The sequence below is a fragment of the Paenibacillus piri genome (assembly GCF_004354045.1).
Classification (GTDB): Bacteria; Bacillota; Bacilli; order Paenibacillales; family NBRC-103111; genus Paenibacillus_S; species Paenibacillus_S piri.
In genome coordinates, this window is the sequence record NZ_SMRT01000010.1 from 192,012 (window position 1) to 216,129 (window position 24,118).

Genomic DNA, 24,118 nt, shown 5'->3' on the forward strand with positions numbered 1-24,118 from the left:
GTTATTTGACTGCTCTGTTATTTACGTAAAACATAATCAGGCTGAATACTAGAAGAATGATAAACAAGCAGGTCGAAATGGCCGAAGCATAGCCCAATTTAAAATATTCAAATCCGTTTAAGTACATATAGTACATCAGCGTGGTGGATGAGAATTGCGGGCCGCCGTTCGTCAATACAAGCGAATCTGCAATGTTCTGAAAAATCCAGATGGTCGACATGACCATGACAAAAAAAATGACGTTGGACATCATCGGAACGGTGATGCTAAAGAAAGCTCTAACCGGGTTCGCGCCATCGATGGACGCCGCCTCATATAAGTTTTTCGGAATTTGCTGAAGACCGGCGAGCATAATGATTGCAAAATAACCGGTTACTCTCCATATATTCATAAGGGCAATCGATACTTTGGACCATTGCTCGGATTGAAGCCAAGGAATAGCGTCCATTCCGAAGATGTTATGCAATACCGCGTTAAAAATCCCGCCGTCGGTAGCAAAAAAGATGCGGAAAATAATCGCAATGACGACGATGGCCGTGATGTTGGGCAACAGGAAAAAGAAGGAAAAGAAGTTTTTCGCCTTACTGACGCCAAAATTAACCAACGAAGCGAGTACCAAAGCTAATAAGGTTCGCAGAGGAATAATGAATACCCATAAGATAAAGGTATTGGACAGCGTCTTCCAGAAGAGCGGGTCGATCATAATGGCTTTATAGTTGTCCAATCCGACATAAATTTTAGGTGAAAAACCATCCCACTGCGTGAAACTGATATATAGACCGAAAAGATTTGGATACAATTCAAAGATTAGAAAAAAGATAAAGAACGGAGCGATCCACAAGTAACAATGAAGATGACTCGTAATGCGACTCCATAAATTGTGCTGGATACTCACATAATCACTTCCCATATCAAAAGTAGGGACTGTCAGGACTATTTCTTACCATGTAAGAAACAACCGGGCAGTCCGTTTTTGCCATTCTATTCAGATCGGTTAATGCTTAATGTTTTTTACCTGGTCGCTGATGCTCTTAATGGTAGCTTCCGCTGAAACTCCGCCTTTAAAAAATTTAGCCAGCTCGACGTTCATAATCCGATCGGCCTCAGGGCTTCTCTCATCCGTATAAGCCAGTTTCGGCGCAGTCTCTACTAAAACTTTCGCTTCTTCGGAAATCAGTTTTTGATCTCCGAACGCTTTCCATGGCACGGAATCTTGCGTCAGCTTCTTTAAGCTTGGAATGTAGTTGTTTGCCATGCGTACAACGAGCCCTGGCTTATCAATTTCGGAAAATGCCTTTCCTGCTTCATCGGACATGGCCAAATATTTGATAAGCGCCTTGGCGCCTTCCGGATTTTTAGTGTTTTTATTAATAACGTAGTACTCGGAATTGTGATAGAACGATACGGGACCATCGGCTGCCAATTTCGGAGGCTGCGCATAGCTCCACTTTCCCATCCCGCCCTTGCCTTGGGGATCCAGACTTCCGGCATAGTTGGCAGCATCAGAAGTAACCGTCAACAAACCGGCAATTTTGCCTGCATTGACTTGCGTCCAAAATTCCTGGGATAAATCCTTGACCGGAGCGAAGTAACCACCATCGACCATTTTCTTTACTAAGTTTAAAGCCTCGACGCCTTTTCCTTTCGGTTCGTTCAATATTACGTTTCCTTGAGGATCAAAAAGAGTGCCGCCCATTTGCAGCAACGTGCGGTAGAACGGATTTCTCGCCTCACTAGGATCTAATACACCCATAAAATAACCGTTCTCCTTCAATTTTTGCGCTGCATTCAAATATTCATCCATCGTTTTCGGAGCCTGCAGGCCAAGCTTATCGAAGATATCTTTACGGTACAGAAACGCGCCGAGATTGGCCTGATTCGGAATACCATAGAACTTTCCGTCCTTCGTGACCGCGTCCAGAGATCCCGGCAGCAAATCTTTCGTATCGAAACTTCCGGTCAGATCCATCAACCAGCCGGATTTAATGAACTGTTGCCCTAAAAAATCGTGGATAATCATGATATCCGGTTCACCCTGGTTAGTCGAGAGCTGAAGCTTCATTTTGGTAGGATACTCTGCATAAGGAAATTTTTGATAGGAAACCTTAAGATCGGGATGCTTGCTGGCGTAGTCTTCCATTACAGCTTGAGCCGCACTGACAAGGTGGGCACCCCCCCAAAAAGATAATTCGCCTGTCGGCTCATTGCCTGCCGCAGTCTGAGAGCCGGAAGGCGAAGTTGACTTGGGTGCCGCTTCCTGCGTTGCGCTGCACGCAGTCATCATTGCAGTGAGTCCAACCATCAATACTATTGTCGAATTTCTCCATTTCATTGTTTACAATCCCCCATAAATGATAATTTGAATTGCTAATGTTTTTGTAGACCGATTGATGAAGCTTCTAATGGATATTTGCATGGAACTGATCTGAACGGAAACACCCCCTCCATTCTGAAAAATCGGTTGCGCAACCGATTTCCTAAAACTCAAATTAAAAGAGGCTAACAAGAGCCTCTGAGAACAAACTCTGTAGGCAGTCGGTAATCCTTCCTTTCCATGTCCGGATGGTCGATTCTGGCCAATATGGCCTTTGCGGTCATTTCCCCTAACGCCCGAGGAGATTGCTTAATTACGGTTAATTGCGGTTTTAATATTTGCATCCAATTGTATTCTTCCACACTGATCACCGCCAATTCGTCTGGGATTTGAATTTGCGCTTCCTGCAAATATTTTACTGCCCCAATCATCATGACATAGTTGGCGATCATCAGCGCCGTCATGTTCGAGTTCTCTATCAACTCCTTACATAGCAAATATCCGTTTTCGATGCATGAATGGGCGCTTTTTATAAGTGAAAGATCAAGGGGAATATTATAAGCTTTTAACACATCATGGTAAGCTTGAAATTTTTCATAGTTAGGAGTTACTTCAAAATCGCTTTTGATCAAGCCGATTTTCTCATGTCCCTTGCTTACAAGGTAAGAGAACGCTTCAAAAGCTCCATGGTAAATATCCGAAGTAACCGTATCAGCCCAATTGGCATGAGCCTTCGCATCTACAAACACCGTTGGATAGCTGCCCTTGATCAAATCGTCGTAGTAGCCTGCTTCGCTGCTAGAAGGAGAAATAACCAGCCCGTCGATAAGACGAGAGTTTAACATTTGGATCATCTCCTTTTCCTTCTGGACGTCACGACGTGAATTGCACAATATCATATTGTATCCGTTATCATTTAATACACTCTCCATTCCCTGAGTGACAAGCATGGAGAAAGGTTCCTCTTCTGGCAGCGGAAATATAAAGCCGATAATTTTACTTTTGTTGCTCCGCAAACTGCTGGCCACTTGACTTGGATAATAATCGAGTTCCTCCATAGCCTTCCTAACTTTCTCTATAGTCTCAGGTGCAACAAAGCGTGTTTTATTAATCACATGCGAGACAGTCGATTTCGAGACGCCGGCTCTTTGTGCAACATCGTTAATTGAGGCCATCTTTATAAACTCCTTAAAATATTATTTATATAAACATTCGCAAAACCGATTGCGCAATCGGTTTCTTAGATAGTAACACATATCCCGCAATCTTACAACATACTTTAGACGATACATACTTTAGACGATATACGATATACTTTAGACGATAAATAAGTTTATGTTGCTCGTTGCCTGAAAAACGAAATCTCGCTTCGCATATGCAACCTTCCATCCTGCCTTCGCGTTATTTTATATGAAGCCGCGCAAATGAAAAATTTATTCGCCAAGATCATCATTTACAGCATAAACCTTCAACACTTTTAGACATTCCCATGGTAAACTAAAATAGTCATGTTCAGTTGACGCGCATCATTTATTTATATATAAGGAGAATTCACATGGCTTACCGATATGAACCTCCATCTTCCGAAAAAAGGCGGGATTGGCGAGCGATCACGGTGTACATGTTGTCGGGATTTCTGGCAGGCATTTCGTTGTGGGTCGTTATTTTGTGGGCGGTTGTAAACTTTATTTAGCGCCGGGGGGACGGGGAGAGCGTGAGTAACCGATTTTTTCAGAATACGGGAGATTTGGCCGAGAAAAAGGAAGCCCGCAAGCGTACGCATTTTTCAATTCGGCTGAATGTGTTCTTTTTTTCAACCTTTTTGCTGTTTACGATACTGGTCGTACGTCTGGCTATTTTGCAGTTTGTCGAAGGTCCCCGGCTCAGTCAGGAATCGTCAAAAGTATCCAACAGCGAAAGTCCCATCGCCCCGATCCGCGGCTCGATCTTCGACCGTACCGGCTATCCCATCGCCCAGTCGCGTCCGATGCAATCCCTGTATTACCGGGTAGAAGGCGGAGTGACGAACAAGGACGAAATTATCGAGCTGGCGAAGTCGTTGGAGGGCATTTTCACCCGCTACGGGAAACCGACGCAAAAGCAGCTGTCGGCCGCCGATATTTTAAAGCTGATGGACGTCGGCTTCGATCTCGATAAGAACAAGACGAAGGAGCCGAGCTACTATTATGTGCCGCGGCGGATTAAAACCGATCTGACCAAGGAAGAAATCGCCTACCTGCTCGAGCACCGCGACGAATTCAGAGGCATCGAAGTGTTCGAGGACAGCATCCGCCTCTACGACCAGCAGACGATTGCGGCCCAGCTAGTCGGATATATGAAAAGATACAGCGCCGCGCGCAATCCGGTCTCCGGGCTCGAATATTACCGCAGCAAAACCGACGAATATCTGGATATCGAGGATGTCGGCTTCGACGGCATCGAGCTGCTGTATCAGGAGGAGCTCCGGGGCAAGAAAGGAATTAAATCGTACCCCGTCAATGCGGTGCAAAAAATTATCGGCCCCCCTACCATCACCCGTCCGGAAAAGGGACATAATCTGTTTCTGACCATTGATAAAAATGTGCAGCTTGCCACCGAGCAGGCGATCGTCGACCATCTGAACGTCCTGCGCAACCGCAGTCTTGCCGGTGAGTTCGGCTATGCGCCGAACGCACGGTCCGGCTACGCGGTGGCGATGGAAGTCGCGACAGGCAAGGTCGTCGCCATGGCCAGCATGCCCGATTACGATACGAATCTGTGGACCGGCGGCATGACAAACGATGAATACAACCAAATCAAACCGTTCGTAAACAACGGAACGATCACAACCTCCTATCCCGATTATCCGACGGAAAAGGAACGGATGCGGCATCCGTCTTCAATCGTCTATATGGGCTCGACGATTAAGCCGCTGACCATCCTGATCGGCTTGATGGAGGGCGTCATTTCGCCCGGCAGCCGGTATAACGATACCGGCTCGTTCACCTTCGGCAAAGGCAGCGGAGCGACGATTTCCAACTCGGACGGCCATGCGTACGGTCTGCTCACGCCGATGACGGCGATACAAAACTCATCCAATACCTTTATGTCGGCCATGGTCGGCATTCCTCTCTGGACCAAGTACGGCGGGGAAAAGTCGAAGGTGCTCGACGTATGGGCGGAGCATATGGCCGAATTCGGGCTCGGTGTAAAAACCGGCAGCAAGCTGCCCGGCGAATACGAGGGCTCCAACGAGTTTATTAAAAACGCCAAAACGAGCAGCTGGCAGTCGGCCATGGTGTACGCTTCATGGGGGCAGAACGAAAAATATACGACGCTGCAGTTAGCCCAGTACGCGGCAACCCTTGCAAGCCGCGGCAAACGGATGGCGCCTCAATTCGTGGAAAAAATAACGAAGTCGAACGGCGAGCTGGTGAGCGGCTTCCAGCCGGAAGTATTAAACGAGGTGAATTACCCCCGCGAATATTGGGAGACCGTTATCCGTGGGATGAAGAGCGGCGCCGAGGGTATCGAAGAGCTGCCGTTCCCGGTCGCCCGCAAAACAGGCACATCGACGCAGGACGTGCCCGGCGGCCGGGTCGACAATGCGGTATTCATCTCGTTCGCGCCCGTCGACAACCCTGTGCTGGCGGTCGCGGTCGTCGTTCCCGAAGGCCGCTTTGGCCGCTACGGAGCATCGCCGATCGCCGCCAAAATATATCAGGCCTACGATCAATATATCGGCGGACTGAGCAGTCCCGCCAAAAAATAGCGCCGCAGCTCGACCCTTACAGCCGCCGCCAGGATGATGACGATCAGCCGGGCGGCTTTTTGGCGTGAAACGCCGGGCCGGAACCACCGGCTTTTACTTGATTCGCCCGAATCCGGGACGGGTAATAATCGTTAGGCAAGATATCCCAAAGGAAGGGAGCGTGAGGATGATGATCAGTCTACTGATAACCATCGTCATGGCTATCGTCATTGGGACCATCGGTTCTGCGATAGCACCCGGTGGCATGCCTGGCGGCATCATCGGTTCCATGATTGCCGGCTTTGTCGGCGCATGGCTCGGTTCGCTGCTTCTTGGCTTCTGGGGCCCGGTCATCGGCGGTTTCGCCATTATACCGGCGATCATCGGAGCGGCAGTATTCGTGCTTCTCTTAACGTTACTGTCCAGAGCGTTGAACAGCAACCTTTTATAATCGGAAACACCCATCAATTAAAGGAGTGATCGAGCATGGAAGCAGCTGAAACCAAGCGTAATGATTTATTAATCGGAACGATTGTCGGCGGGGCGGCCGGAGCGCTAATCGCGCTGCTCCTGGCACCCAAGGCGGGCCGCGAACTGCGAGAAGATCTCATAGATACGTTCCAGTCCATCCGCTCCAAGGGACAGGAATGGCTGGAGCAGGCAGCCAGCAAGACGGCCGATACGGTCCAGTATGCCGCCGAGCAGGGCACGGAGCTGCTCGACAAGGCGCATCAGGCGACGGACCAGGCCGCTTCGGCAGCCCGCAGCGCAACGGACACGGCGGCTGAGGCGACCCACCGGGCTGTGCAAGCGGCGGAACGGACCGTTGACCGGGCCGCGGACAGGACGCATGAAGCCATCGAAGAGGTCAAATCGGCCCGGCCGTTCGACAGGACCTAACGGCAGACCCTACCCCAGCGATGACGCCCTTACCCGGGCGTTCATCCCAAGCGGCGCTTGTGATCATCGCAGGCGCCGCTTCTTCGTGTGTCCGCCGCAAACCGGACAGAGCGAGAACCCGCGCGCTTACGAGCTGCCTATTACCCGATGGCGGCTAAACCCGCCATTCCTGTCATCTCCGCGCCTCATTCCACCCGCTGAACATACACGCAAAAACCCGGCGGGTGGAGCTGCGCCATCAGCTTCACCCGCCGGGTTCGTTATTTATATTTGAGCCAGCAGAAGCGCCGCCAGGTCGTCCGGCGACTTTCTTTCCTGCAGCAGCCGTCCCACATGGTGCTTCGGCTTATCGACTTTGACAAAGTAGCCCTCCTCCAGATGGTAGCCCTGCTCCTTGGCCGCGGCGTGCAGCTTGCAGAAATGCTCGGCGGCTGCAACAGCCTCCTCCAGCCCGGCGAATGTCTCAAGCACATTACCCTTTCCCAATGGATTGATCCGGGCTTGAATACTGACTTCAAACGACCGGAGCCCTGTCTCCCGTACGAGTACGTCGCTTCCATCGCAAGCAATGCTGTGTCTGATTGTCATCATACCCACCGCCTTTATCGGATAATGAGGTACATACCTTTCATTACCCGGCCCCTACTCCGCTGAATCACCGGAATATGGAAGCGAAATCAAAGGACATACGGCTTCGCCGTCCTCCATGACGAACGGTTTGCCAAGTTTGCGCAAAGCCATGTATACAAGCGTATACTTCCGGTTCAAACCAAAATAACACATCCCCGGGGGATGTGTTATTCATTAAAAAAATCAGGCATCGCTCACACCTCTTGCATCCGAAAAAACCTGCCTCAGCTTGTCCAATGCCCGCTTTTGAATTCGCGATACGCTCATTTGCGATACGTCCAGCGCCTCCGCAATCATCCGCTGCGATTGACCCTCGACGTAAGCCAGGTGAAGCACCTGCTGCTCTTCCTTTTTTAGATGTACCATCGCCTTTTCCAGATCGAGCCGACGCTCCAGTTGCTGATATTCATCGAGATCCGCACTGAGCAGATCCCCTATCGTCGCTCCGTTTTCTTCCGAAGACAGAGGGGTATCCAACGAAACATAATGATAGTACTCCCGGCCGGCCAATATTTCTATCGTTTCCTCTACGGACAGCTCCACATCGGCGGCAATTTCCTCCACGTTCGGGGAGCGTTCCAAAGCGACGGTCAGCCGGTCGATCGCTTCCTGAATGCGTCCGCCCTTTTCCTTGACGCGGCGGGGGACCTGGACATACCACGATTTATCGCGCAAATAATTTTTCATATGTCCGATTACGCTTTTCATCATATACGGTTCGAATTGCAGGCCCTGCTCAGCATCAAACTGTTTAAAAAGCCGCAGCATCGACATTTGACCCACTTGGTACAAATCTTCGTAGAGGTCCGGACGATTGCGCGACATTTTTCCTGCAGCCATTTTCACCATGGGCTCATACTGCAGAAGCAAAGCCGTAGCAACTTCGTTGCAGCCCGTTTTCTGATATTCGCGTATCAGCTCCCGGGCATCAGATGCCGGTATCTCCGAATTAGCTTTCATACCATTTCCTCGCTTTTGCTTAAGCGTTTGGTCAGGACGACCTCGGTACCGCCTTCGCTGTTCACTTCCACTTCATCCATCAGCGCTTGCATCAAGTAAATGCCGAGCCCGCCGATTTGCGCCTCTTCCAGAGACTTGTCGTGCAGCGACTGCGCAGCCATCGCTTTTTCCGGAAAGTTGAAGCTGTGGCCTTGATCCTTCACCGTAATCCGCAGCCCATGTTCGATCATCTCAAACCGGACCTCCATCGTTCCGCTGCTTCCGGGCTCGTAAGCATGTACAACCACATTGTTGCACGCCTCCGCGACCGCCACCTTCATGTCCTCGATTTCCTCGTAGGTAAAGCCCGCTTTCGTGCAAATGCCGTACAGCGTGAGGCGGACCACATCAATAAACTCGGCTTCAGCAGGCAGCGTCATGCTGACTGTACGATTGTCAACGTTCATATTTGTCACTTCTATCCTTTCTAATTAGCATCTTTCGCAGTCTGTTGAATAAATCCGCTCAGGCCGGTCATATCGAACAACCGTTGAATTTTGGGCGGAATCTCCTCGACATCGATCGGAGCCTTCAACACATGTCTTGCCTTAAGCAGCGATAAAATAACGCCGATGCCGGTACTGTCGATATATTGCAAATCCTTCAGGTTGATGACCAGCTTACGATCGGTTTCCGCTACATAAGGGTCCGCCGCCGCCCGCAGCTCGGCCGCCTTGGACAAGTCAAGCTCTCCTTTCAAAAACAGCACGTGGCTGTCCGGCAGCAGTTGGCGTTCTATTTGAAATTGATGCTCTCGATTCATACAAACCTGCTCCTCCTTTAACACCGTCAAGGGGTGTACCGTCTCTATCTCTATTTTACCATTACCCTGAACAGATACCTAAGAAACATGACGGACCTCCGTCTGCGTCTGCTTCGGTTTGAGCTGCCGCCAAAGCTGAATCAGCACGGGAACGGCCTTCAAGGCGATCGCGAGCTTTCCCGAAGCGGCGGCCGACAGGCCGTCTTCGGCCTCGGCTTTATACTGTACGGTGCGCGCAACGGCCGCGGAAGCCTGCTTGACCGTCGATGTAATTTCTTCAGCGGCTTCACCGACCTGCTTCACCGAATCGAAGGCCGGCTCCAACGCATGCAGCTTATGAAGTACATCCGCCGTAACCGCATTCGTATGACGCAGTACATCGGAAGCATCCTTGGCAATCCCTTTCATTTCATGGCGCATTTCTTGAATGGCCGTATGAGTTTGGCTTAGTAAAGCCGACACCGAACGCAGCGTAACAATCAAAAAAGCTGTCAGTGCAACAAACGCCGCCGCTATGACAACCGCGCATATGTCCATGATCATCATTGATTCCTCCTCCGCGAGTTAATGGCATTATTCCCTTTGCCGTTATTCCGGCAGCTCACATTGTGGAGCCTGGGCGAGCTGCCGGGAAACAAAAGCGGTTATTGACCGAATGCGTTAAACAAATGAACCGATACGAGCGCGCCTGTCTCCTTATCAAGAAACAGCTTCAGGGCGCGGCCGCCTTCCTTGTACACGATGCCATCCTCCGCTTCAAAATAAGGCTGCCCCAGCCTGCTTTTCAGCACATCCGGCTTCAACGGCATCAACTGCCCGTCGATTTCAATCCGTCCCGCAGCAGCTGGCACCTTCACGAATTGGACGGCACCGTCGGACATGCCGACTGCGCAATCGTCATACATGTATACGCTCATATCCTGCAGCGGTCCGTCCCGCTCGATCGCCAGGGGCGGGCCCTTTATTTCATACAGCGTTTTCAAATCATCCGTTAACGAGATCCCGTTTACCGATGCAAGCCGGAACGGGACGGAGGTACGGTTGAACGTATCTCCCGCTGTTGGCGCTATGGTTGGCGCCGCGATCTCCTGACCCGCTACATGCGCCTGCGCAAGCTTTTCCGAAGATGTGTTAGCTGCCAAGGCTGCGAACGGGCCCGTCTCCGGTATAGTTTTCCCCAACGTCAATGCCAATGCCGGTTCCTGGGCAGCCGGCAGCGAAACCGCAATTCCCGCCGCCGCAAATCCGCAAATCAATTTTGTCAAAGTCCATCTGTTCATCCTCTTTCCCCTCCTGTCGGATCGGTTGAGTGGCAACAGTAGTTCTTTGTCCCTATAGTATTCATTACACGGAAGGACCGGTGTTGAAACGCGCTATCGATGTCCGGCCCCGGCCCAGGTCGCCAACCGCCATGGATAAACTATGCTGGCCGGACCGTGATTGTGCCGCGAACGCACGCCATGAACAATAAAAAAGTCCCCCAAAAGTGACGTGAAGCTCCGAAGCCAATTCCTATTACTTTTGGGGGAGCCCCCGGTTATCCACAGAAATTTGCTGCGCATAATTTCCTAAACAATAAAAAAACAGGCGCCGTCCGCAGCCCTGTCTGTTGTTGCTCAAATGATATTTTCAGTAAATATTTGATTTTCCTTAAAATAATAACTGCCCGACGTCGTCTTATCGATACGTCTTTCCAGCTCTTTGATTTGCAGCAGCGTCCGCGGGAACGCCTTGTGAACGACCGATATTTCACCTTCGCCCTTGGCGTTCAGGTTGACGATCAGCATACTTCTCCGCTCCTCCAGCCGATTGATCCGGAGATAGATATCTTCCTTCTGCTGCTGCCGTTCGTCGTTTTCTTCCTGCTCCGGCTGTTCGCCATTCTCCGACTCCTCCGCCTTGCTCAATTCGCCGAGCTCGATCAGCAGCTGCCGGTAGCTGCACAGCACAGCCTCCAGCTCCGTTTTGAGCTTCAGCCGGTCGAAGCCGTCGATCTGGATCGTAGTCTCCCGCTCCATCTCGTTTCCGATATACCCGGCCACTACCTGTACCCCGGCGTTGACATGCCCGCCGATAATTTTGCCGCGATTGCGGTCCAAAGTAATATATTTGGCGGACAACCGGCTGCCTATCGAGTATAAGCCGATATGGATACTATCCTTCGACTTAATGGAGCAATCGTTGGCATGCTTGACGAACACGCGGCCGCCCGCTTCGATACAGGCGCGGTTTTTTCCGAATACGCCGCCCTTTATAAATATATCTCCGGTCTCCGATATGATCCGGTTCACCATCCCGATCCCCGAATCGCTCATGATCGAAATATCGCGGGTCGCATGAACCGAATAGCCGTCCAGCACCGTTCCGGTCACTTTGACGCTGCCGTCGTATTGGATATTTCCCGTTTTCGGGCCTACGTCGCCGTCAATCGTCAATATTCCCATCACCGAAATTTGATTGAATTTCATCTGGACAACACCGGATTGTCTCGCCCTCAATACGAGCTTATCTACTTCCCTGACCTGTTTGATCGTGCTTCTGTCGTACAGCAGCGGCTTATCCTTCCCCCGCTTGGGCCGAATGACCTCACCCCGCAAATTGCGCCCCGGCATCCCGGTCGTGGCCATCATTTTTTCGCCAAGCCAATCGCCTTCCCGCACCTCATCGATAAAGCTGAGCTCGTAATGATCCACGCTGCCGTTCTGGCGAATTGAAGGCACCCGGTCGGATAATTGAAAATAGCGGATTTTGGCATCCTCTCCGTGCAGCGGATCGCAGCCTTTTGCAATGCCCTGCTCAACCTGAACCTGCAGCCCGCCCTCCAGCACTTCCTCCAATATCCCTTCCGTCACCCCGTTCTCGGCCAGCCGCTTGCGAATCCATTCGATCGTAATCGATCGTTCCAGCATGAACTGCTCCCCGGTCATATTCAGCTTTACCGCTGCCCGCATGTACTCTTTATCGAATGTAAGCTCGATTAGCGGCTTCAAAATTCCGATTTCGATCCGTTCCTTCAATCCGGTGGCAAACGCTTTGCGCAGATTGCCGAACAAGGTGATCTGAAGGCGCGGCACCTCCTTCACCACCTCGATAAATTGCTGCAGCTTGTAATCGAAGTGGTCGATCACGATGTAAACTTGTTTCTCTTCGGCTACAAGACGGAAATGCGAGTTCGCATAAATCTCCATTCCAGAGAAACTCCTTTCAACCAATAGGTACCTGTGTGCCGTCATGAGCAAACATAATTTAAGAAGCCGCACTCGGATATGAGTCATATTTTACTATAAGGCCGCGTAATTTGTCTAATAAATCCGAATATTGCAGCAACAGGAAATTTATCCGATTACGACTTTATCGGGTTAAGACCCCACCTCTAAGGTGGGCCTTGAATCAGGTGGGGTAGAGTCCCCATCTGATTCCCCGATGTTCAGTGAAGCAGAACGAGTTCACTTCCGACCGCCGCACTGACGGACTGCGTTTACCTTGCTGCCGTTTCAATCCGGGCTGCGAAATGCTCCAGCATGAGCTGCAGCTCCTTGGGCTTGACAAGCATCGGCAAATGCCCCGTTTCGAGCGTCTGCACCTTCTGCGGAGCAAAGCTCGCGATCATTTGATCCTGCCGGGACTGCGGCAGCTCCCGGTCATGCTCCAGCTTCACATACAGCTTCGGCACGTTCGGGACGAGCGTTTTCACCCGGTCCGCATAGAGCCGGATCGACTCCGGCACAAAGCTTCGCACCACGTTCACTGCCTGCTCGTCCGTAAGATCGCCGCATAATCCGCGGCGAATGGCCGAATCGGGCGGTTTCGTACCGAAAGCCCGTAACAAAACGCCCATCACCGTACGTTTGACTAACGGCATCGTCGAAAGGAAGGATCCGCCGTTCCCGGGTATAACCGCTCCGACCGCCGCAATACCGGCGAGACGGTCCGCGAATGTATGGGCCAGCCTGAGCGCCAACACTCCTCCTATCGAATGAGCGACAATAATAAACGTTTGGGCTTCCCAAGCTTCAATCTGCTTGGCCGCATAGTCGACATAATCGCGAAGCACCAGCCCCCTTCTTGCTTCCCCTGCAACCGACGCTCCTTCCGGATAAGGGAAGTCCACCCGCAAACAAGGCCGGTTCATTCCCGCCGTCACCTGATCCCAAATGCGGCTGTTTAAGCCCGCGCCATGTATAAAGACGAAGCCTGTCTGTCCGTCCTTCCGCTTCTCATTCCCCATGATGTTCATGCTGCATCTCCTCCCGATGAATACCAGAAAGCTTCAGCTCCGCTGAAAACTTATCATTCTATCATTATAAGAAAACCTCTACCGATGCCTTTCCAAGATGAGCGACCGCGATTTAAATGTAGGTTTTCTTGCAATATCAGAATGGTTCAGCTCCGCTGAAAACTTATCATTCTGATATTATAAAAAACCATCACTGACAACAGTATGTCATCCATGATGGTTATAATGGAAAGATGTATTTGCTGCCTACGGGGAATGAGGCCACCTGTTCGAAAAGGCCACTCAGTCGATAGCCCCTGCTTTGACGCGGACGGTGAACACGAACTTCGCTCCGGTCGAATACATCGGATCGAGCCGGATCGTGCCCCCGAGCAGATCGACTAAATTGCGGCAGATGGCCAGCCCGAGACCCGTCCCTCCGTATTTGCGCGTAGTCGAGGAATCGAGCTGCGTGAACGGCCGAAACAGCACGTCACGCTTGCTTTCGGGGATGCCGACGCCGGTATCCTTCACGGCGAACTCCAGCTTCAGCTCATCGCCGCAGCCGTTCAGCTTGCGGACAGCTACGTCCACACCGCCCCGCTCCGTAAACTTGACAGCGTTGCCGAGCAAATTGGCGATAATTTGCCGCAGCCTCGCTTCGTCGCCGATAATAAATTCGGGCAAGTCCGGACTGATCGCATAAGACATGGCGAGCGACTTGCGGCCGCCCTCCACCTGGAAAAGATCGAATACTTCCTGCAGGCATGTCTGCAAGTGGAACACTTCGTCGATGCGCTGCATTTTGCCGGATTCGATTTTCGATATATCCAGTATGTCGTTCAGAATGGCAAGCAGCGACGCTCCGCTCTTGCGGATCGTCTCCGCATATTCGCGCTGGTCGGCGGACAGCTCCGTATCGAGCAGCAGGTCCGCCATGGCGAGCACGCCGTTGAGCGGCGTGCGGATCTCGTGGCTCATGACCGCGAGAAATTCCGATTTGGCGCGCGCGGCCTGCTCCGCCGCCTCCTTGGCCTGCCGCAGCTCCTGCTGCCGTTCATTCAACAGCACCGTCTGCTGCTGCAGCTTTTGCTGCGTCAAATAAATATGCACAAATCCCGCTATTTTCGACTTCAGCACATGCGCGACGACAGGCTTGACGATATAATCGATCGCGCCGACCGAGTAGGCCGTAAAGGATTGATCCTTTTCCTCGTAGGCGGCTGTAACGAAAATAATCGGGACAGATTTCGTCTTCTCACGCGATTTGATCCACTGGGCCGTCTCAAAGCCATCCATACCCGGCATCTGCACATCCAGGACAATAACGGCAAAATCATACGTAAGCAAGCAGCGCAGCGCCGCCTCCCCCGAGTCCGCTTTGACCAAATGATATTGCTCATCACTCAGCAGCGCTTCCAAAGCGACCAAATTCTCAGGCTGATCGTCGACCAGAAGAATATGAATCGGTTCACTCATCCTAAGGTCTCCATTCTATTTTTGTACAACCGGCAGCCAGCTTTTTCAATTTATTTTACCATATATTTTTTCATGGGGGTTCAATACTTCATAGGACGAAGCATGCTTCGTAAACGTGATCGTTTCTTTATCGCCCAGCACCAGAATGCCCGAGCCGCTCAAGCTTTCATAGATTAAATCATGCACATGGGCCTGCAGTACGGGGTCAAAATAAATCAGCACATTGCGGCAAAAAATGACGTGAAACTCATTGAACGAGCGGTCGGTCACCAGGTTATGCTGCGCAAATACGATCCGTTCCTTAAGGGAGGGCTGGAAAGCGGCGGCATCGGAGCCCGCCGTATAATATTTGGAAAACTCATCCTTCCCTCCGGCCAAAATATAATTTTTGGTGTAAGCCTTCATTTTTTTCAACGGGAAAACGGCCTGCTCCGCGCGCTGCAGCACGTTCTCGTTCACATCGGTGGCATACAGGGTTGCCCGCTCGTACAGCCCTTCCTCCTGCAGCAAAATAGCCATCGAATACACTTCCTCCCCCGTCGAGCAGCCCGCATGCCAAATCCGGACGGAAGGCAGGCTGCGCAGCATCGGGACGACCTGCTTGCGGAAGGCGGCAAACATGCCCGGATCGCGAAACATTTCCGTTACGTGTATGACCAGATCCGAGACAAGCCGTTCCATGCACGAACGGTCATGCAGCGCTTTCGATTGCAGCTCGGAGACGGTTTTCAACCGTTCGCCGTGAATCCGGTGCCATATCCGCCTGCGCAGAGACGCATAGGCATATTGGCGAAAGTCGTAGCCATATCGGCGGTATACGCCTTCAAGCAGCAGTTCGATCTCGAGCTGCTCGAGATCGGTCATTTTTCCGTCGACGGCGTCCATACCTGGATCTTCCCGTATTTCCGTATTTTTGACCATATCCGCTCCCCCTTGCTTGCAAAGAACTGATGTCGGACCCGTTCGGCAAATTACTGACACAGCCATACCCGGATCAGGGAAAGCAGCTGCTCCGTATGAATCGGCTTTGTAATGTAATCGGAAGCGCCGGCTTGTATGCATTTTTCGCGGTCGTCCCGCATCGCCTTGGCGGTCAAGGCGATAATCGGCAAGCTTTCAAAAGCATCCATGCTGCGGATTTCCCGCATCGCTTCGTAGCCGTCCATTTCCGGCATCATGATGTCCATCAGCACAAGATCGAAGTCCGGCTCCTCCATAAGGCGGTCAAGCGCCTGTCGGCCCGTCTCCGCGAATGAAATTTGCATGTCGTAGCTCTCCAGCAAATTGGACAGCGCGAATACGTTGCGGATGTCGTCGTCGACCAACAGCACCTTTTTGCCGGCGAATACCTCTTCCTTATTGTGCAGCTTGCGCAAAATTTGCCGCTTCTCCTCAGGCAGCTTCTCCTCGACTCTGTGCAAAAACAGCGTTGTCTCGTCGAGCAGACGCTCCGGCGACCGGACATCCTTGACGATGATCGATTCCGCATACTTTTTGAGCCGGAGATGGTCCTTATGCTCCCAATTGCTGTCCGTATAAATAATAATCGGCAGGCGGCGCAGCTGCTCGTCGGCCTTGATCCGATCCAGCAGCTCAAAGGCCGCTACATCGGTCGGCGCCATGTCGATCACCATGCAGTCGAATTGCTGCCGGCCGAGCTCCGTCCAAGCCGTCTGCGCTTCCGCAGCGCTGACGATGACCACGTCGTCGTCGCCGATCAGCTCCTTCAAGCTTTTGCGCTGCCCGTTGTCGTCGCCGACGAGCAGCAGCTTCCTCGCGCCTTTTTCCAAAAAAGCTTCCAGTTGGGAAAACGCCTCCTCCAGGCTTTCCCGGCCCGACGGCTTCCGCAAATAAGCGATTGCCCCCAAAGAAAGCCCTTGCTGCACCTGATCGACGACGGAAATGACATGAATCGGAATATGGCGGGTTTCAACGTCGTTTTTCAGATGCACCAGGATCGACCAGCCGTCCACAACCGGCAGCTGAATATCCAATATAATCGCGTCGGGCTTATACTGCTTCGCCAACTGCAGCCCGGTATCCCCCCGCAGCGCGACCAGCGTTTTAAACCCGCGCCCGCGCGCCATATCCATCAAAATGCGGGCGAAATGAACGTCGTCCTCGACAATCAGCAGCGTCCGGTCGCCGTCCCGAATCGATTCGCGGTCATCCGCGACCGTCATGAGCCCGCCGGCCGAAACGGCCGACAGCGCAGCCGCGTCTGCGGACGCTACGGACGTATCAGCCTCCTCAAGCGCTCCGGCCTGAGCATGGCTCTGCGGCAGCGCAGCCAGGCTTCCCAAAACGCCGGCGCTCAATTGCTCTGCGGCTTCAGTCAATTCCAATGCCGCTGCCGCCTCGCTCCTCCGGCCGCCCATGATCGTGCCCGCAGTGCCTGCAGCGCCCGCTTTCGCTGTGCGCGGAACATACAGCATGAACGTGCTGCCTTGGCCGACCTCGCTCTCCAGCTCGATACAGCCGCCCAGCAGCCCGGCCAGCTGCCTGCTGATGGACAGGCCCAGACCGGTTCCTCCGTATTGGCGGCTCGTTGTCCCGTCCGCCTGCTGGAACGCTTCGAAGATCATCTGTTGTTTATTTGCAGGAATGCCGATGCCGGTATCGGCTACGGCAAATTCCAGATAAGCCGGATCGTTCGCAAAGGGCTGTACGGATAACGATACGCTGCCGCCGTCCGGCGTAAATTTGAACGCGTTGGACAGCAAATTTTTCAATATTTGCTGCAGCCGCAGGCTGTCGATATGCATGGCGCCGGGAACGCGCTCGTCGATTCGGATTTGATAGTCGATCCGCTTCTTCCTCGCCATCGGAACGAACGCCTTGTACAGCGAATCGGCAATATCCTGCACGAGCACGCGTTCGGAATGAAGCTCCATCCGACCCGATTCGACCTTGGCCAAATCGAGAATATCGTCGATCAGCCTGAGCAGATCGGTGCTGGAGGACAAGATCGTCTCCGCATATTCCACCTGCTTCTCCGTCAAGTTGCCACCTTTATTTTCCTTGAGCATCTGCGACAAAATAAGCAGGCTGTTCAACGGCGTACGCAACTCATGCGACATATTGGCCATAAATTCCGATTTGTATTTAGAGGCAAATGCGAGTTCCAGCGCCTGCTTTTCCAGCATATCCTTCGTATGCTCGATTTGCCGGTTAATTTCTTCGGTTTCTCTGACCTGCTCCTCCAGCAGCTTCGTTTTGCGCAGCAGCTCCTCATTCGTCTGCTCCAGCACGCCCTGCTGCTTCTGCAACAGCTCCTCGGATACTTGCAGAGCCCGGGTCTGCTCCTCCAGCTTCTCATTGGAAGCCTTCATTTCATCCTGCTGCGAAAGCAGCTCTTCCGATTGGCTCTGCAGCTCCTCGGTCAAATTCTGCGAAATGCGCAGCAGTTCCTCCACCCGCTTCTGACCTTGAATGCGGTGTATGGTGACGGCAACGACGCTGCAGAGGCTGTCCAGCAGCTGCAGCTCAAGCTCCGTCAAAGTTTTGGCGGCCGCTACCTCGAACACGGCCGTAACTTCGTTCTCGTACGATACCGGACGAACGGCAAGCGTCAAAGCCGCAATTTCGCCGTAGGCCGAGCCGATAGACCCGTACTCGGCAGGCACGTCCGTTAGTGTGATCGGCTGCCCGTCAGCGGCCGCTTGGCCTATGATCCCCTCGCCGGGCGCAATCCGCTCCGACGGGGACTTATCCGTGCGGGCATAAGCGCCGCCAAGGCGGTAACGCTTCTCCGGTCCGTCCTGCTCCATGATGTAGACGGCGCCGCTGTGCGCGCCGATAATACGGCACAGCTCGCCGATGAAGACGGCGGACATATCCTCCAGCTGCCGGATTGCCTGCAGCTCCGTCGACACATGCGCAATGTTGGTCTGCAGCCATGCCTGCTCGCTGCTCATGCGGCTCAGCTTGCGCTCATTAGCCGAAATCGTTTCCAGATCCTCGGCGATATGATTAAAAATACGGGCGATGTCGGCGAATTCGTCTGTCGTGTGGATCGGAATCCGGTAGGCGCCGGGACTCTTCCCTTTGCCGAAATTCGTAATTACGCCGGACAGCATGCCGAGCCCCCGTGTAATGCCGACGACCAGCCAGAACATGATCGCAATACCGGATACGAGGCTCAGCACTGTCAGGATCGCGGTATACTTGTAGGTTCGGCTGTTTTCATCCTCCGCCCGTATCAAGGCCTGCTCGATCCCGTCCCCCTGATATTGAATCATCGCCGAAATGCTGTCGAGAAAGTCCTGCTGCACCTCGGCTCCCGACTCGTTCCGCAGCTGATTAGCCTCTTTTTTCTGGCCGGCGCGGTACAGTCTGACCACATCGTCTTTATAGGCAATGAGCTTTTTCGCTCTGCTGCTGATTTCGGCTACCATCGGCAGCTCGGACTTGTCTTTAAACCCCGACTCCATATCTGTCAGCGATTTGTTAAGCTTAAGGCTGTCCGAACGAATCGCCTCCAAATTTTTACCCATATTGGCCGGGTCTTCATTTAAAAGCAAATTGGACAGCGCTTTCGCCAAGTCGGTCGTATTATCGCGCAGCTCCGATGCTTTTACAACCTTTACGTACCGGTTTCCGTATACTTCCTTTATGCTTGCATCGATCGTCGACAACCGGTTAATTCCTATGGCCGCAAGCGCGAACATCAGAAACATTAAAGCCCCGAATCCGATAAACAGCTTGTTTTTGATTCTCATCCCGTCCGTCGTTCCTCCTCATTTTCACACAGCGGATAGCCCTAAAGGCTCGATACAAAGATGCCCGCTGCGCTGGCGGATCATTCTTCCGATCGCTGGCTCCGATTGCTTATCGCTAACAGGAACGAAGCATCACCATGCAAATATCGTCCTCCTGCTGATCGCGGATTTCAGGCGGCAGCAGCTTGTCCACGATGGCGTCCAGCTCCTGCCCGATACAGCCGTTCAGTTCCCCGACCAATGTTTGAACTTCGTCCTCTCCTTCGCGCTCGATCGCTTCAAGAAGCCCGTCCGTATATAAAAGCAGCTGCATTTCGCCCTCGTAAGCAAGCGTCCCTTTTTGGATCTCCATCTGCTCGAAAAAACCGACCGCACAGCTACCGTGATCGAGCAGAACGGCGGGCTTTCCCGTTTCCAGCAAAATGCCGGGAGGATGCCCCGCGTTGACGTATTCGATCGTTTTATGCCGCGTATCGATCACCAAATAAATCGCCGTAAAATAATAGCTGACCGACGCATTGCGGTTCAGCTGGTTCATATACCTGTTCAGTTCTGCAATCACCGTCTCCGGCTGCACAAACCGGGTAATCGTATCCTGCATGACGGAAGAAATAAACATACAGACCAGAGAAGATGAAATCCCGTGACCCATCATATCCAGCAAAATCACTCCGTGGCGGTGTTCATCGATAGCGTACCACGAGTAATAATCGCCGGCCAGCTCGAAGGAAGGATGGTAGGAAGCGCTGATGCTGAGTCCGTCTTTGCTGAACGGATCGCTTAGCACGCCGCTTTGCACCTGCTTGGCCAAGTCAAGCTCGCTGCGAATGCGCGCTTCATTTTCCTTATGCCAGTCCTTCTCGTATTTCAAACGCAGCGCCACCCGAATGCGGGCAATCAGCTCAACCTTATTGATCGGCTTCATTACATAATCTATCGCACCGGCTTCCAGCACGTCAGCCAGCAGATTGGAATCGCCCAAGGCCGTAACGACGATAATCGGGATATCCTTCAGCGCCTCGTCCGCCTGAATGCGGCGGCATGCTTCCAGCCCGTCCATCTCCGGCATCATCATATCGAGCAATATTAAATCGACCGGCGCCTGCGGCCCCTTGCCCGTGCCGACGTTCAGCAATTGAAGCAGCTCGATGGCGGAAGGCAGCTTAATAAAATGTTCGTAGCCTGCGCTTTTCACTACTTTTTCTATGACCATGATATTGACAGGGTTGTCGTCCACGATTACGATGTTCACCTTATACTGGGCTCCTAACTTTAAGCACTGTTGTTCTACTACATTATAGCGATAATTCTACTTCTTATGTAACCTTTTTCCGGTTTAATGAATCAAAAAACGAGGCGTTTCAAGCTTTCGCCAAATGGTTAATAAAGGGCATGCCGGTCCGGTTACGGGAGCTGCCCGTACTTGATGTCAGCCGCAAATCAGCTTTGCGGAACATTTCGGGACCGTTTCACAAATAAGCGAACTCTAAAGGAGGAACAACCAAATGGACAACCAAGTCAAGTTGGTCACTCAAGAGGAGCAGGCTATTCAAGAAATCCGCGCCTTTCAAAGGCAGGGGCACAAGCTGGAAAATATTTATGTATTGGCTCATGACAGCAAGATGACGGAAGGACTTTCCAAGCTGATGAACGCGAACACTGTCGGCTTGAAGGAGGAAGGCGTTGCAGGTGCTTTCGCCAATTTATTCCGATCCCGAGGCGACGAGCTGCGTTCCAAGATGCAATCGTTAGGCTTGTCGAAAGTGGAGGCCGAACATTACGAGAGAGCGCTGGATCAAGGCAAAATTCTTGTAATGGTGTGGCATGACAATGACGATTATTATGACAGGTACGATCGTCCTTCGAACAACCGCCGTCAAGACGAGATCGTCATTCCGCCGTCGGGCATTTATTTTACGGACCGTTCCGTTTGACCGCAGCGGCACATTATTGTCCCGAAACGCCAAGCAACGCAATCGTTAAGATTGTAACTACGAAAGCCATTTTGTGACGGCGCTCAAGGAGGTGCGTGAACCATGTTAAAATGGGCGCTTATCTTTCTGGTTGTCGCTATTGTCGCAGGCATTTTCGGATTTCTCGGCATTGCTTCCGCGGCGGCGGGGATCGCCAAAGTGCTGTTCGTCCTGTTCCTGATTCTGTTTATCGCAGCCCTCGTGTTGGGTCGCAGACCATCGGCTTAAAGTCGTTTCAACAATGCGCACTTATGCCAAATTGTATTCTTATAAAAACAGGGGCTATCCCAAATGTGAATGGAAGCACCCGGTGAGATAGACCCAATAAAATATGCAAAGCCGCCTCCAACACCACTTATAAGTGGGGATGGAAGCGGCTTTTTACATGCAAAATTCATATCAACACGGGGGCTAAGAATCCGAAAATGACTTTCGGGAAAGCCCCTATGCTGCGTATAACGGGATTACCACTCGGTAACGGTGCCGTCTTCCGTACGCCATACCGGATTGCGCCATTGATGGCCGATTTTCGCCATCTCACGCACTTTGTCTTCATTGATCTCGATGCCGAGGCCCGGCTTGGTCAGCCGTTTCACGAAACCGTCCTTATATTCGAACACCGACGGGTCCGCCAGATAGTCCAGCAGATCGGAGCCCTGGTTATAATGAATACCGAGGCTTTGCTCTTGAATGAATGCATTCGGCGTGCAAAAGTCAAGCTGCAGCGACGATGCCAATGCGATCGGTCCAAGCGGGCAGTGAGGCGCAACGGCCACATCGAACGCTTCTGCCATTGCCGCGATTTTACGCACTTCCCAGATGCCCCCGGCGTGGCTTAAATCCGGCTGGATAATATCGACGCCGCCCTGCGTAAGCAGACGTTTGAAGTCCCAGCGTGTATACATTCTTTCGCCGGTTGCAATCGGAACGCTCGAGCCTTTCGTAATTTCGTGCAGCGCCTCGTTGTTCTCGGAAAGGACCGGCTCTTCGATAAACATCGGCTTGAATGGCTCCATCTCTTTAATCAGCACTTTAGCCATCGTCTTGTGGACGCGGCCGTGGAAGTCCACGCCGATGCCGTTGCCCGGACCGATCGCTTCGCGTACCGCGGCGAGGCGCTCTACCGCCTCCTGTACCTTAAGCGACGAATCGATCCACTCCATCTCGGCTGTGCCGTTCATCTTGATTGCGGTGTAGCCCTGGGCGATTTTTTCCTTTGCAGCCTCGGCCACATCGGATGGCTTGTCCCCGCCAATCCAGGCATAGACGCGCATTTTATCCTTGCATGGACCGCCCAGCAAATCGTAAACGGGTACGCCGAGGCTCTTGCCCTTAATATCCCACAGCGCCTGCTCGATGCCGGAAATCGCGCTGCTCAGGATCGGACCGCCACGATAAAATCCGCCGCGGTACAGCACCTGCCACAAATCCTCGATATGGCCCGGATCTTTGCCGATCAGAAATTCGCTCATTTCTTCTACGGCCGTACGCACCGTATCGGCTTTTCCTTCGACTACCGGCTCTCCCCAGCCGACGATTCCGTCATCCGTCGTAATTTTCAAAAACAGCCAGCGCGGAGGCACTTTAAACAATTCCATCGATTTAATTTTCATGTTGATCCTCTCCCTTATGAAATTCGAACAGCATATCTTCCAAATGACATTTCATTAAAGCGCGGGCTTGCGTCGGGTTGCGCTGGCCGATCGCTTGCGCAATCAGGAAATGATAGGACGACGCCTTCTCGTGCATGCCCGGCCATTTCATCGACTTGCGCCGGCTGTCCACGAGCAGGTCGCTCATCCGGTCCAGCATATGGAACATAACTTCATTGTGCGAAGCTTTGGCGATCAATTCATGGAAGTGGATATCTTCCTTCAAAAAATCGCGCTGCTTCTCCACCTTGCGCTTCATCGCCTGCGCAGTCGCCATGATGGCCTCCGCTTCCTCGTCGGTTGCCTTGTCCGCAGCCATCGCCGCAAGCTCCGGCTCGATGATCAGCCGCGCTTCTGTCAGCTGCAGCATCGTCGCCCGCTCGAGGAAATCGAGTCGGTCGGCTGGCGCGTCGGTCAGCTCGCTCTGAACGTAGGTGCCCCGCCCCTGCTCGATCCGCAAAATCTTTTGCTTGCCGAGAATGCGCACCGCTTCGCGCACGGAAGAAATGCCGACGCCCAGCTCCGAAGACAGCTGCTCCAGCGGGGGCAGCTGCTGTCCCTGCTTCCAAAGCCCTGATTTAATATTGCTTTTAATGCGGTCGTACACGGTTTCATACGTTAATTTTTTGGAAATAGGAACCACCTGCTGCTTTAATTATCACAATAATTCATATGATGTATTATAAATATATAACAATTCATATGATGTTTCAAGCAAATAAATTCGCCTTTATATATGGT

At 52.3% G+C, this 24,118-nt stretch carries 22 protein-coding genes; 5 read left to right on the forward strand and 17 right to left on the reverse strand.

All coding sequences use genetic code 11. From position 1 onward, the window contains the following. Position 1: 1 nt before the first annotated feature. From E1757_RS20615 to E1757_RS20625, 3 genes are all read right to left on the reverse strand, one after another. Positions 2-895, reverse strand: coding sequence for a carbohydrate ABC transporter permease (locus E1757_RS20615; RefSeq protein ID WP_165972203.1), 894 nt, complete (start codon positions 893-895; stop codon positions 2-4). Between the two features lie 99 nt (positions 896-994). Continuing rightward, positions 995-2,332 carry an ABC transporter substrate-binding protein gene (locus tag E1757_RS20620; protein WP_133231587.1) on the reverse strand — a complete coding sequence of 446 codons (1,338 nt, stop codon included), beginning with the start codon at positions 2,330-2,332 and terminating at the stop codon, positions 995-997. Between the two features lie 167 nt (positions 2,333-2,499). Continuing rightward, complete coding sequence (locus E1757_RS20625) at positions 2,500-3,489, reverse strand: LacI family DNA-binding transcriptional regulator (RefSeq protein ID WP_133231589.1); 990 nt, start codon at positions 3,487-3,489, stop codon at positions 2,500-2,502. Positions 3,490-4,028: 539 nt separating this feature from the next. On the opposite strand from E1757_RS20625, the gene E1757_RS20630 reads away from it, so the two are divergent. The 3 genes from E1757_RS20630 (at position 4,029) to E1757_RS20640 (ending at position 6,944) form a co-directional block, all read left to right on the forward strand. Then, entirely contained in the window at positions 4,029-6,065 is a 2,037-nt protein-coding gene (locus tag E1757_RS20630) for a peptidoglycan D,D-transpeptidase FtsI family protein (protein WP_133231591.1), read from the forward strand. A 169-nt stretch (positions 6,066-6,234) separates the two neighbouring features. Beyond that, entirely contained in the window at positions 6,235-6,495 is a 261-nt protein-coding gene (locus tag E1757_RS20635; RefSeq protein WP_133231746.1) for a GlsB/YeaQ/YmgE family stress response membrane protein, read from the forward strand. Between the two features lie 35 nt (positions 6,496-6,530). Beyond that, complete coding sequence (locus E1757_RS20640) at positions 6,531-6,944, forward strand: YtxH domain-containing protein (RefSeq protein ID WP_133231593.1); 414 nt, start codon at positions 6,531-6,533, stop codon at positions 6,942-6,944. 264 nt (positions 6,945-7,208) lie between these two features. Here E1757_RS20640 and E1757_RS20645 read toward each other — a convergent pair whose 3' ends face one another. The 12 genes from E1757_RS20645 to E1757_RS20705 all read right to left on the reverse strand — a co-directional run bounded on the left by E1757_RS20645 (position 7,209) and on the right by E1757_RS20705 (position 21,004). Further along, on the reverse strand, positions 7,209-7,535 hold the full coding sequence (locus E1757_RS20645; RefSeq protein WP_133231595.1) for a hypothetical protein: 327 nt from the start codon (positions 7,533-7,535) through the stop codon (positions 7,209-7,211). Between the two features lie 222 nt (positions 7,536-7,757). Continuing rightward, positions 7,758-8,534: a sigma-70 family RNA polymerase sigma factor gene (locus E1757_RS20650; RefSeq protein WP_133231597.1), complete on the reverse strand. Its 777-nt coding sequence runs from the start codon at positions 8,532-8,534 to the stop codon at positions 7,758-7,760. Then, positions 8,531-8,980 (reverse strand): anti-sigma B factor RsbW, encoded by a 450-nt coding sequence (gene rsbW / locus E1757_RS20655; RefSeq protein WP_133231599.1) that lies wholly within the window; start codon positions 8,978-8,980, stop codon positions 8,531-8,533. The genes E1757_RS20650 and rsbW overlap by 4 nt, the downstream gene beginning before the upstream one ends. A 20-nt stretch (positions 8,981-9,000) precedes the next feature. After that, complete coding sequence (locus E1757_RS20660) at positions 9,001-9,336, reverse strand: STAS domain-containing protein (RefSeq protein WP_133231601.1); 336 nt, start codon at positions 9,334-9,336, stop codon at positions 9,001-9,003. A gap of 78 nt (positions 9,337-9,414) precedes the next feature. Further along, positions 9,415-9,882 (reverse strand): DUF948 domain-containing protein, encoded by a 468-nt coding sequence (locus E1757_RS20665; protein WP_133231603.1) that lies wholly within the window; start codon positions 9,880-9,882, stop codon positions 9,415-9,417. 98 nt (positions 9,883-9,980) lie between these two features. Next, entirely contained in the window at positions 9,981-10,616 is a 636-nt protein-coding gene (locus E1757_RS20670; RefSeq protein ID WP_133231605.1) for a hypothetical protein, read from the reverse strand. 336 nt (positions 10,617-10,952) lie between these two features. Then, the gene (locus tag E1757_RS20675; protein WP_133231607.1) at positions 10,953-12,524 is read right to left on the reverse strand and encodes a flagellar assembly protein A; all 1,572 of its coding nucleotides are present in this window, start codon (positions 12,522-12,524) and stop codon (positions 10,953-10,955) included. A gap of 290 nt (positions 12,525-12,814) precedes the next feature. Next, positions 12,815-13,573, reverse strand: coding sequence for an alpha/beta fold hydrolase (locus tag E1757_RS20685; protein ID WP_246079334.1), 759 nt, complete (start codon positions 13,571-13,573; stop codon positions 12,815-12,817). A gap of 282 nt (positions 13,574-13,855) precedes the next feature. After that, positions 13,856-15,031, reverse strand: coding sequence for an ATP-binding protein (locus tag E1757_RS20690; protein ID WP_133231609.1), 1,176 nt, complete (start codon positions 15,029-15,031; stop codon positions 13,856-13,858). Positions 15,032-15,076: 45 nt separating this feature from the next. After that, positions 15,077-15,952, reverse strand: coding sequence for a CheR family methyltransferase (locus tag E1757_RS20695; RefSeq protein ID WP_165972204.1), 876 nt, complete (start codon positions 15,950-15,952; stop codon positions 15,077-15,079). A gap of 50 nt (positions 15,953-16,002) precedes the next feature. Beyond that, positions 16,003-19,752 (reverse strand): response regulator, encoded by a 3,750-nt coding sequence (locus tag E1757_RS20700; protein ID WP_133231611.1) that lies wholly within the window; start codon positions 19,750-19,752, stop codon positions 16,003-16,005. Between the two features lie 115 nt (positions 19,753-19,867). After that, a complete protein-coding gene (locus E1757_RS20705) occupies positions 19,868-21,004 on the reverse strand; it encodes a fused response regulator/phosphatase (protein WP_133231613.1) in 1,137 nt (378 codons plus the stop codon). A gap of 253 nt (positions 21,005-21,257) precedes the next feature. Here E1757_RS20705 and E1757_RS20710 point away from each other — a divergent pair, with 253 nt between their 5' ends. Together E1757_RS20710 and E1757_RS20715 are read left to right on the forward strand one after the other, a co-directional pair. After that, positions 21,258-21,686, forward strand: coding sequence for a YflT domain-containing protein (locus E1757_RS20710; protein WP_133231615.1), 429 nt, complete (start codon positions 21,258-21,260; stop codon positions 21,684-21,686). Between the two features lie 102 nt (positions 21,687-21,788). Beyond that, positions 21,789-21,953 carry a DUF1328 domain-containing protein gene (locus E1757_RS20715; protein WP_133231617.1) on the forward strand — a complete coding sequence of 55 codons (165 nt, stop codon included), beginning with the start codon at positions 21,789-21,791 and terminating at the stop codon, positions 21,951-21,953. A 236-nt stretch (positions 21,954-22,189) separates the two neighbouring features. On the opposite strand, the gene dgoD is transcribed toward E1757_RS20715, so the two are convergent. Both dgoD and E1757_RS20725 read right to left on the reverse strand, forming a co-directional pair. Beyond that, positions 22,190-23,338: a galactonate dehydratase gene (gene dgoD, locus E1757_RS20720; protein ID WP_133231619.1), complete on the reverse strand. Its 1,149-nt coding sequence runs from the start codon at positions 23,336-23,338 to the stop codon at positions 22,190-22,192. Beyond that, entirely contained in the window at positions 23,328-24,020 is a 693-nt protein-coding gene (locus E1757_RS20725) for a FadR/GntR family transcriptional regulator (protein WP_246079336.1), read from the reverse strand. Before E1757_RS20725 ends, dgoD begins: the two co-directional genes overlap by 11 nt. Positions 24,021-24,118: the final 98 nt, after the last annotated feature.

What these genes read in the sequence shown, in the direction of transcription:
- E1757_RS20620 (WP_133231587.1), bottom strand. Translation starts at nt 2,332, where the DNA reads ATGAAATGGAGAAATTCGACAATAGTATTGATGGTTGGACTCACTGCA.
- E1757_RS20625 (WP_133231589.1), bottom strand. Translation starts at nt 3,489, where the DNA reads ATGGCCTCAATTAACGATGTTGCACAAAGAGCCGGCGTCTCGAAATCG.
- E1757_RS20635 (WP_133231746.1), top strand. Translation starts at nt 6,235, where the DNA reads ATGATCAGTCTACTGATAACCATCGTCATGGCTATCGTCATTGGGACC.
- E1757_RS20640 (WP_133231593.1), top strand. Translation starts at nt 6,531, where the DNA reads ATGGAAGCAGCTGAAACCAAGCGTAATGATTTATTAATCGGAACGATT.
- E1757_RS20645 (WP_133231595.1), bottom strand. Translation starts at nt 7,535, where the DNA reads ATGATGACAATCAGACACAGCATTGCTTGCGATGGAAGCGACGTACTC.
- E1757_RS20650 (WP_133231597.1), bottom strand. Translation starts at nt 8,534, where the DNA reads ATGAAAGCTAATTCGGAGATACCGGCATCTGATGCCCGGGAGCTGATA.
- rsbW (WP_133231599.1), bottom strand. Translation starts at nt 8,980, where the DNA reads ATGAACGTTGACAATCGTACAGTCAGCATGACGCTGCCTGCTGAAGCC.
- E1757_RS20660 (WP_133231601.1), bottom strand. Translation starts at nt 9,336, where the DNA reads ATGAATCGAGAGCATCAATTTCAAATAGAACGCCAACTGCTGCCGGAC.
- E1757_RS20665 (WP_133231603.1), bottom strand. Translation starts at nt 9,882, where the DNA reads ATGATGATCATGGACATATGCGCGGTTGTCATAGCGGCGGCGTTTGTT.
- E1757_RS20670 (WP_133231605.1), bottom strand. Translation starts at nt 10,616, where the DNA reads ATGAACAGATGGACTTTGACAAAATTGATTTGCGGATTTGCGGCGGCG.
- E1757_RS20675 (WP_133231607.1), bottom strand. Translation starts at nt 12,524, where the DNA reads ATGGAGATTTATGCGAACTCGCATTTCCGTCTTGTAGCCGAAGAGAAA.
- E1757_RS20685 (WP_246079334.1), bottom strand. Translation starts at nt 13,573, where the DNA reads ATGAACATCATGGGGAATGAGAAGCGGAAGGACGGACAGACAGGCTTC.
- E1757_RS20690 (WP_133231609.1), bottom strand. Translation starts at nt 15,031, where the DNA reads ATGAGTGAACCGATTCATATTCTTCTGGTCGACGATCAGCCTGAGAAT.
- E1757_RS20695 (WP_165972204.1), bottom strand. Translation starts at nt 15,952, where the DNA reads ATGGTCAAAAATACGGAAATACGGGAAGATCCAGGTATGGACGCCGTC.
- E1757_RS20700 (WP_133231611.1), bottom strand. Translation starts at nt 19,752, where the DNA reads ATGAGAATCAAAAACAAGCTGTTTATCGGATTCGGGGCTTTAATGTTT.
- E1757_RS20710 (WP_133231615.1), top strand. Translation starts at nt 21,258, where the DNA reads ATGGACAACCAAGTCAAGTTGGTCACTCAAGAGGAGCAGGCTATTCAA.
- E1757_RS20715 (WP_133231617.1), top strand. Translation starts at nt 21,789, where the DNA reads ATGTTAAAATGGGCGCTTATCTTTCTGGTTGTCGCTATTGTCGCAGGC.
- dgoD (WP_133231619.1), bottom strand. Translation starts at nt 23,338, where the DNA reads ATGAAAATTAAATCGATGGAATTGTTTAAAGTGCCTCCGCGCTGGCTG.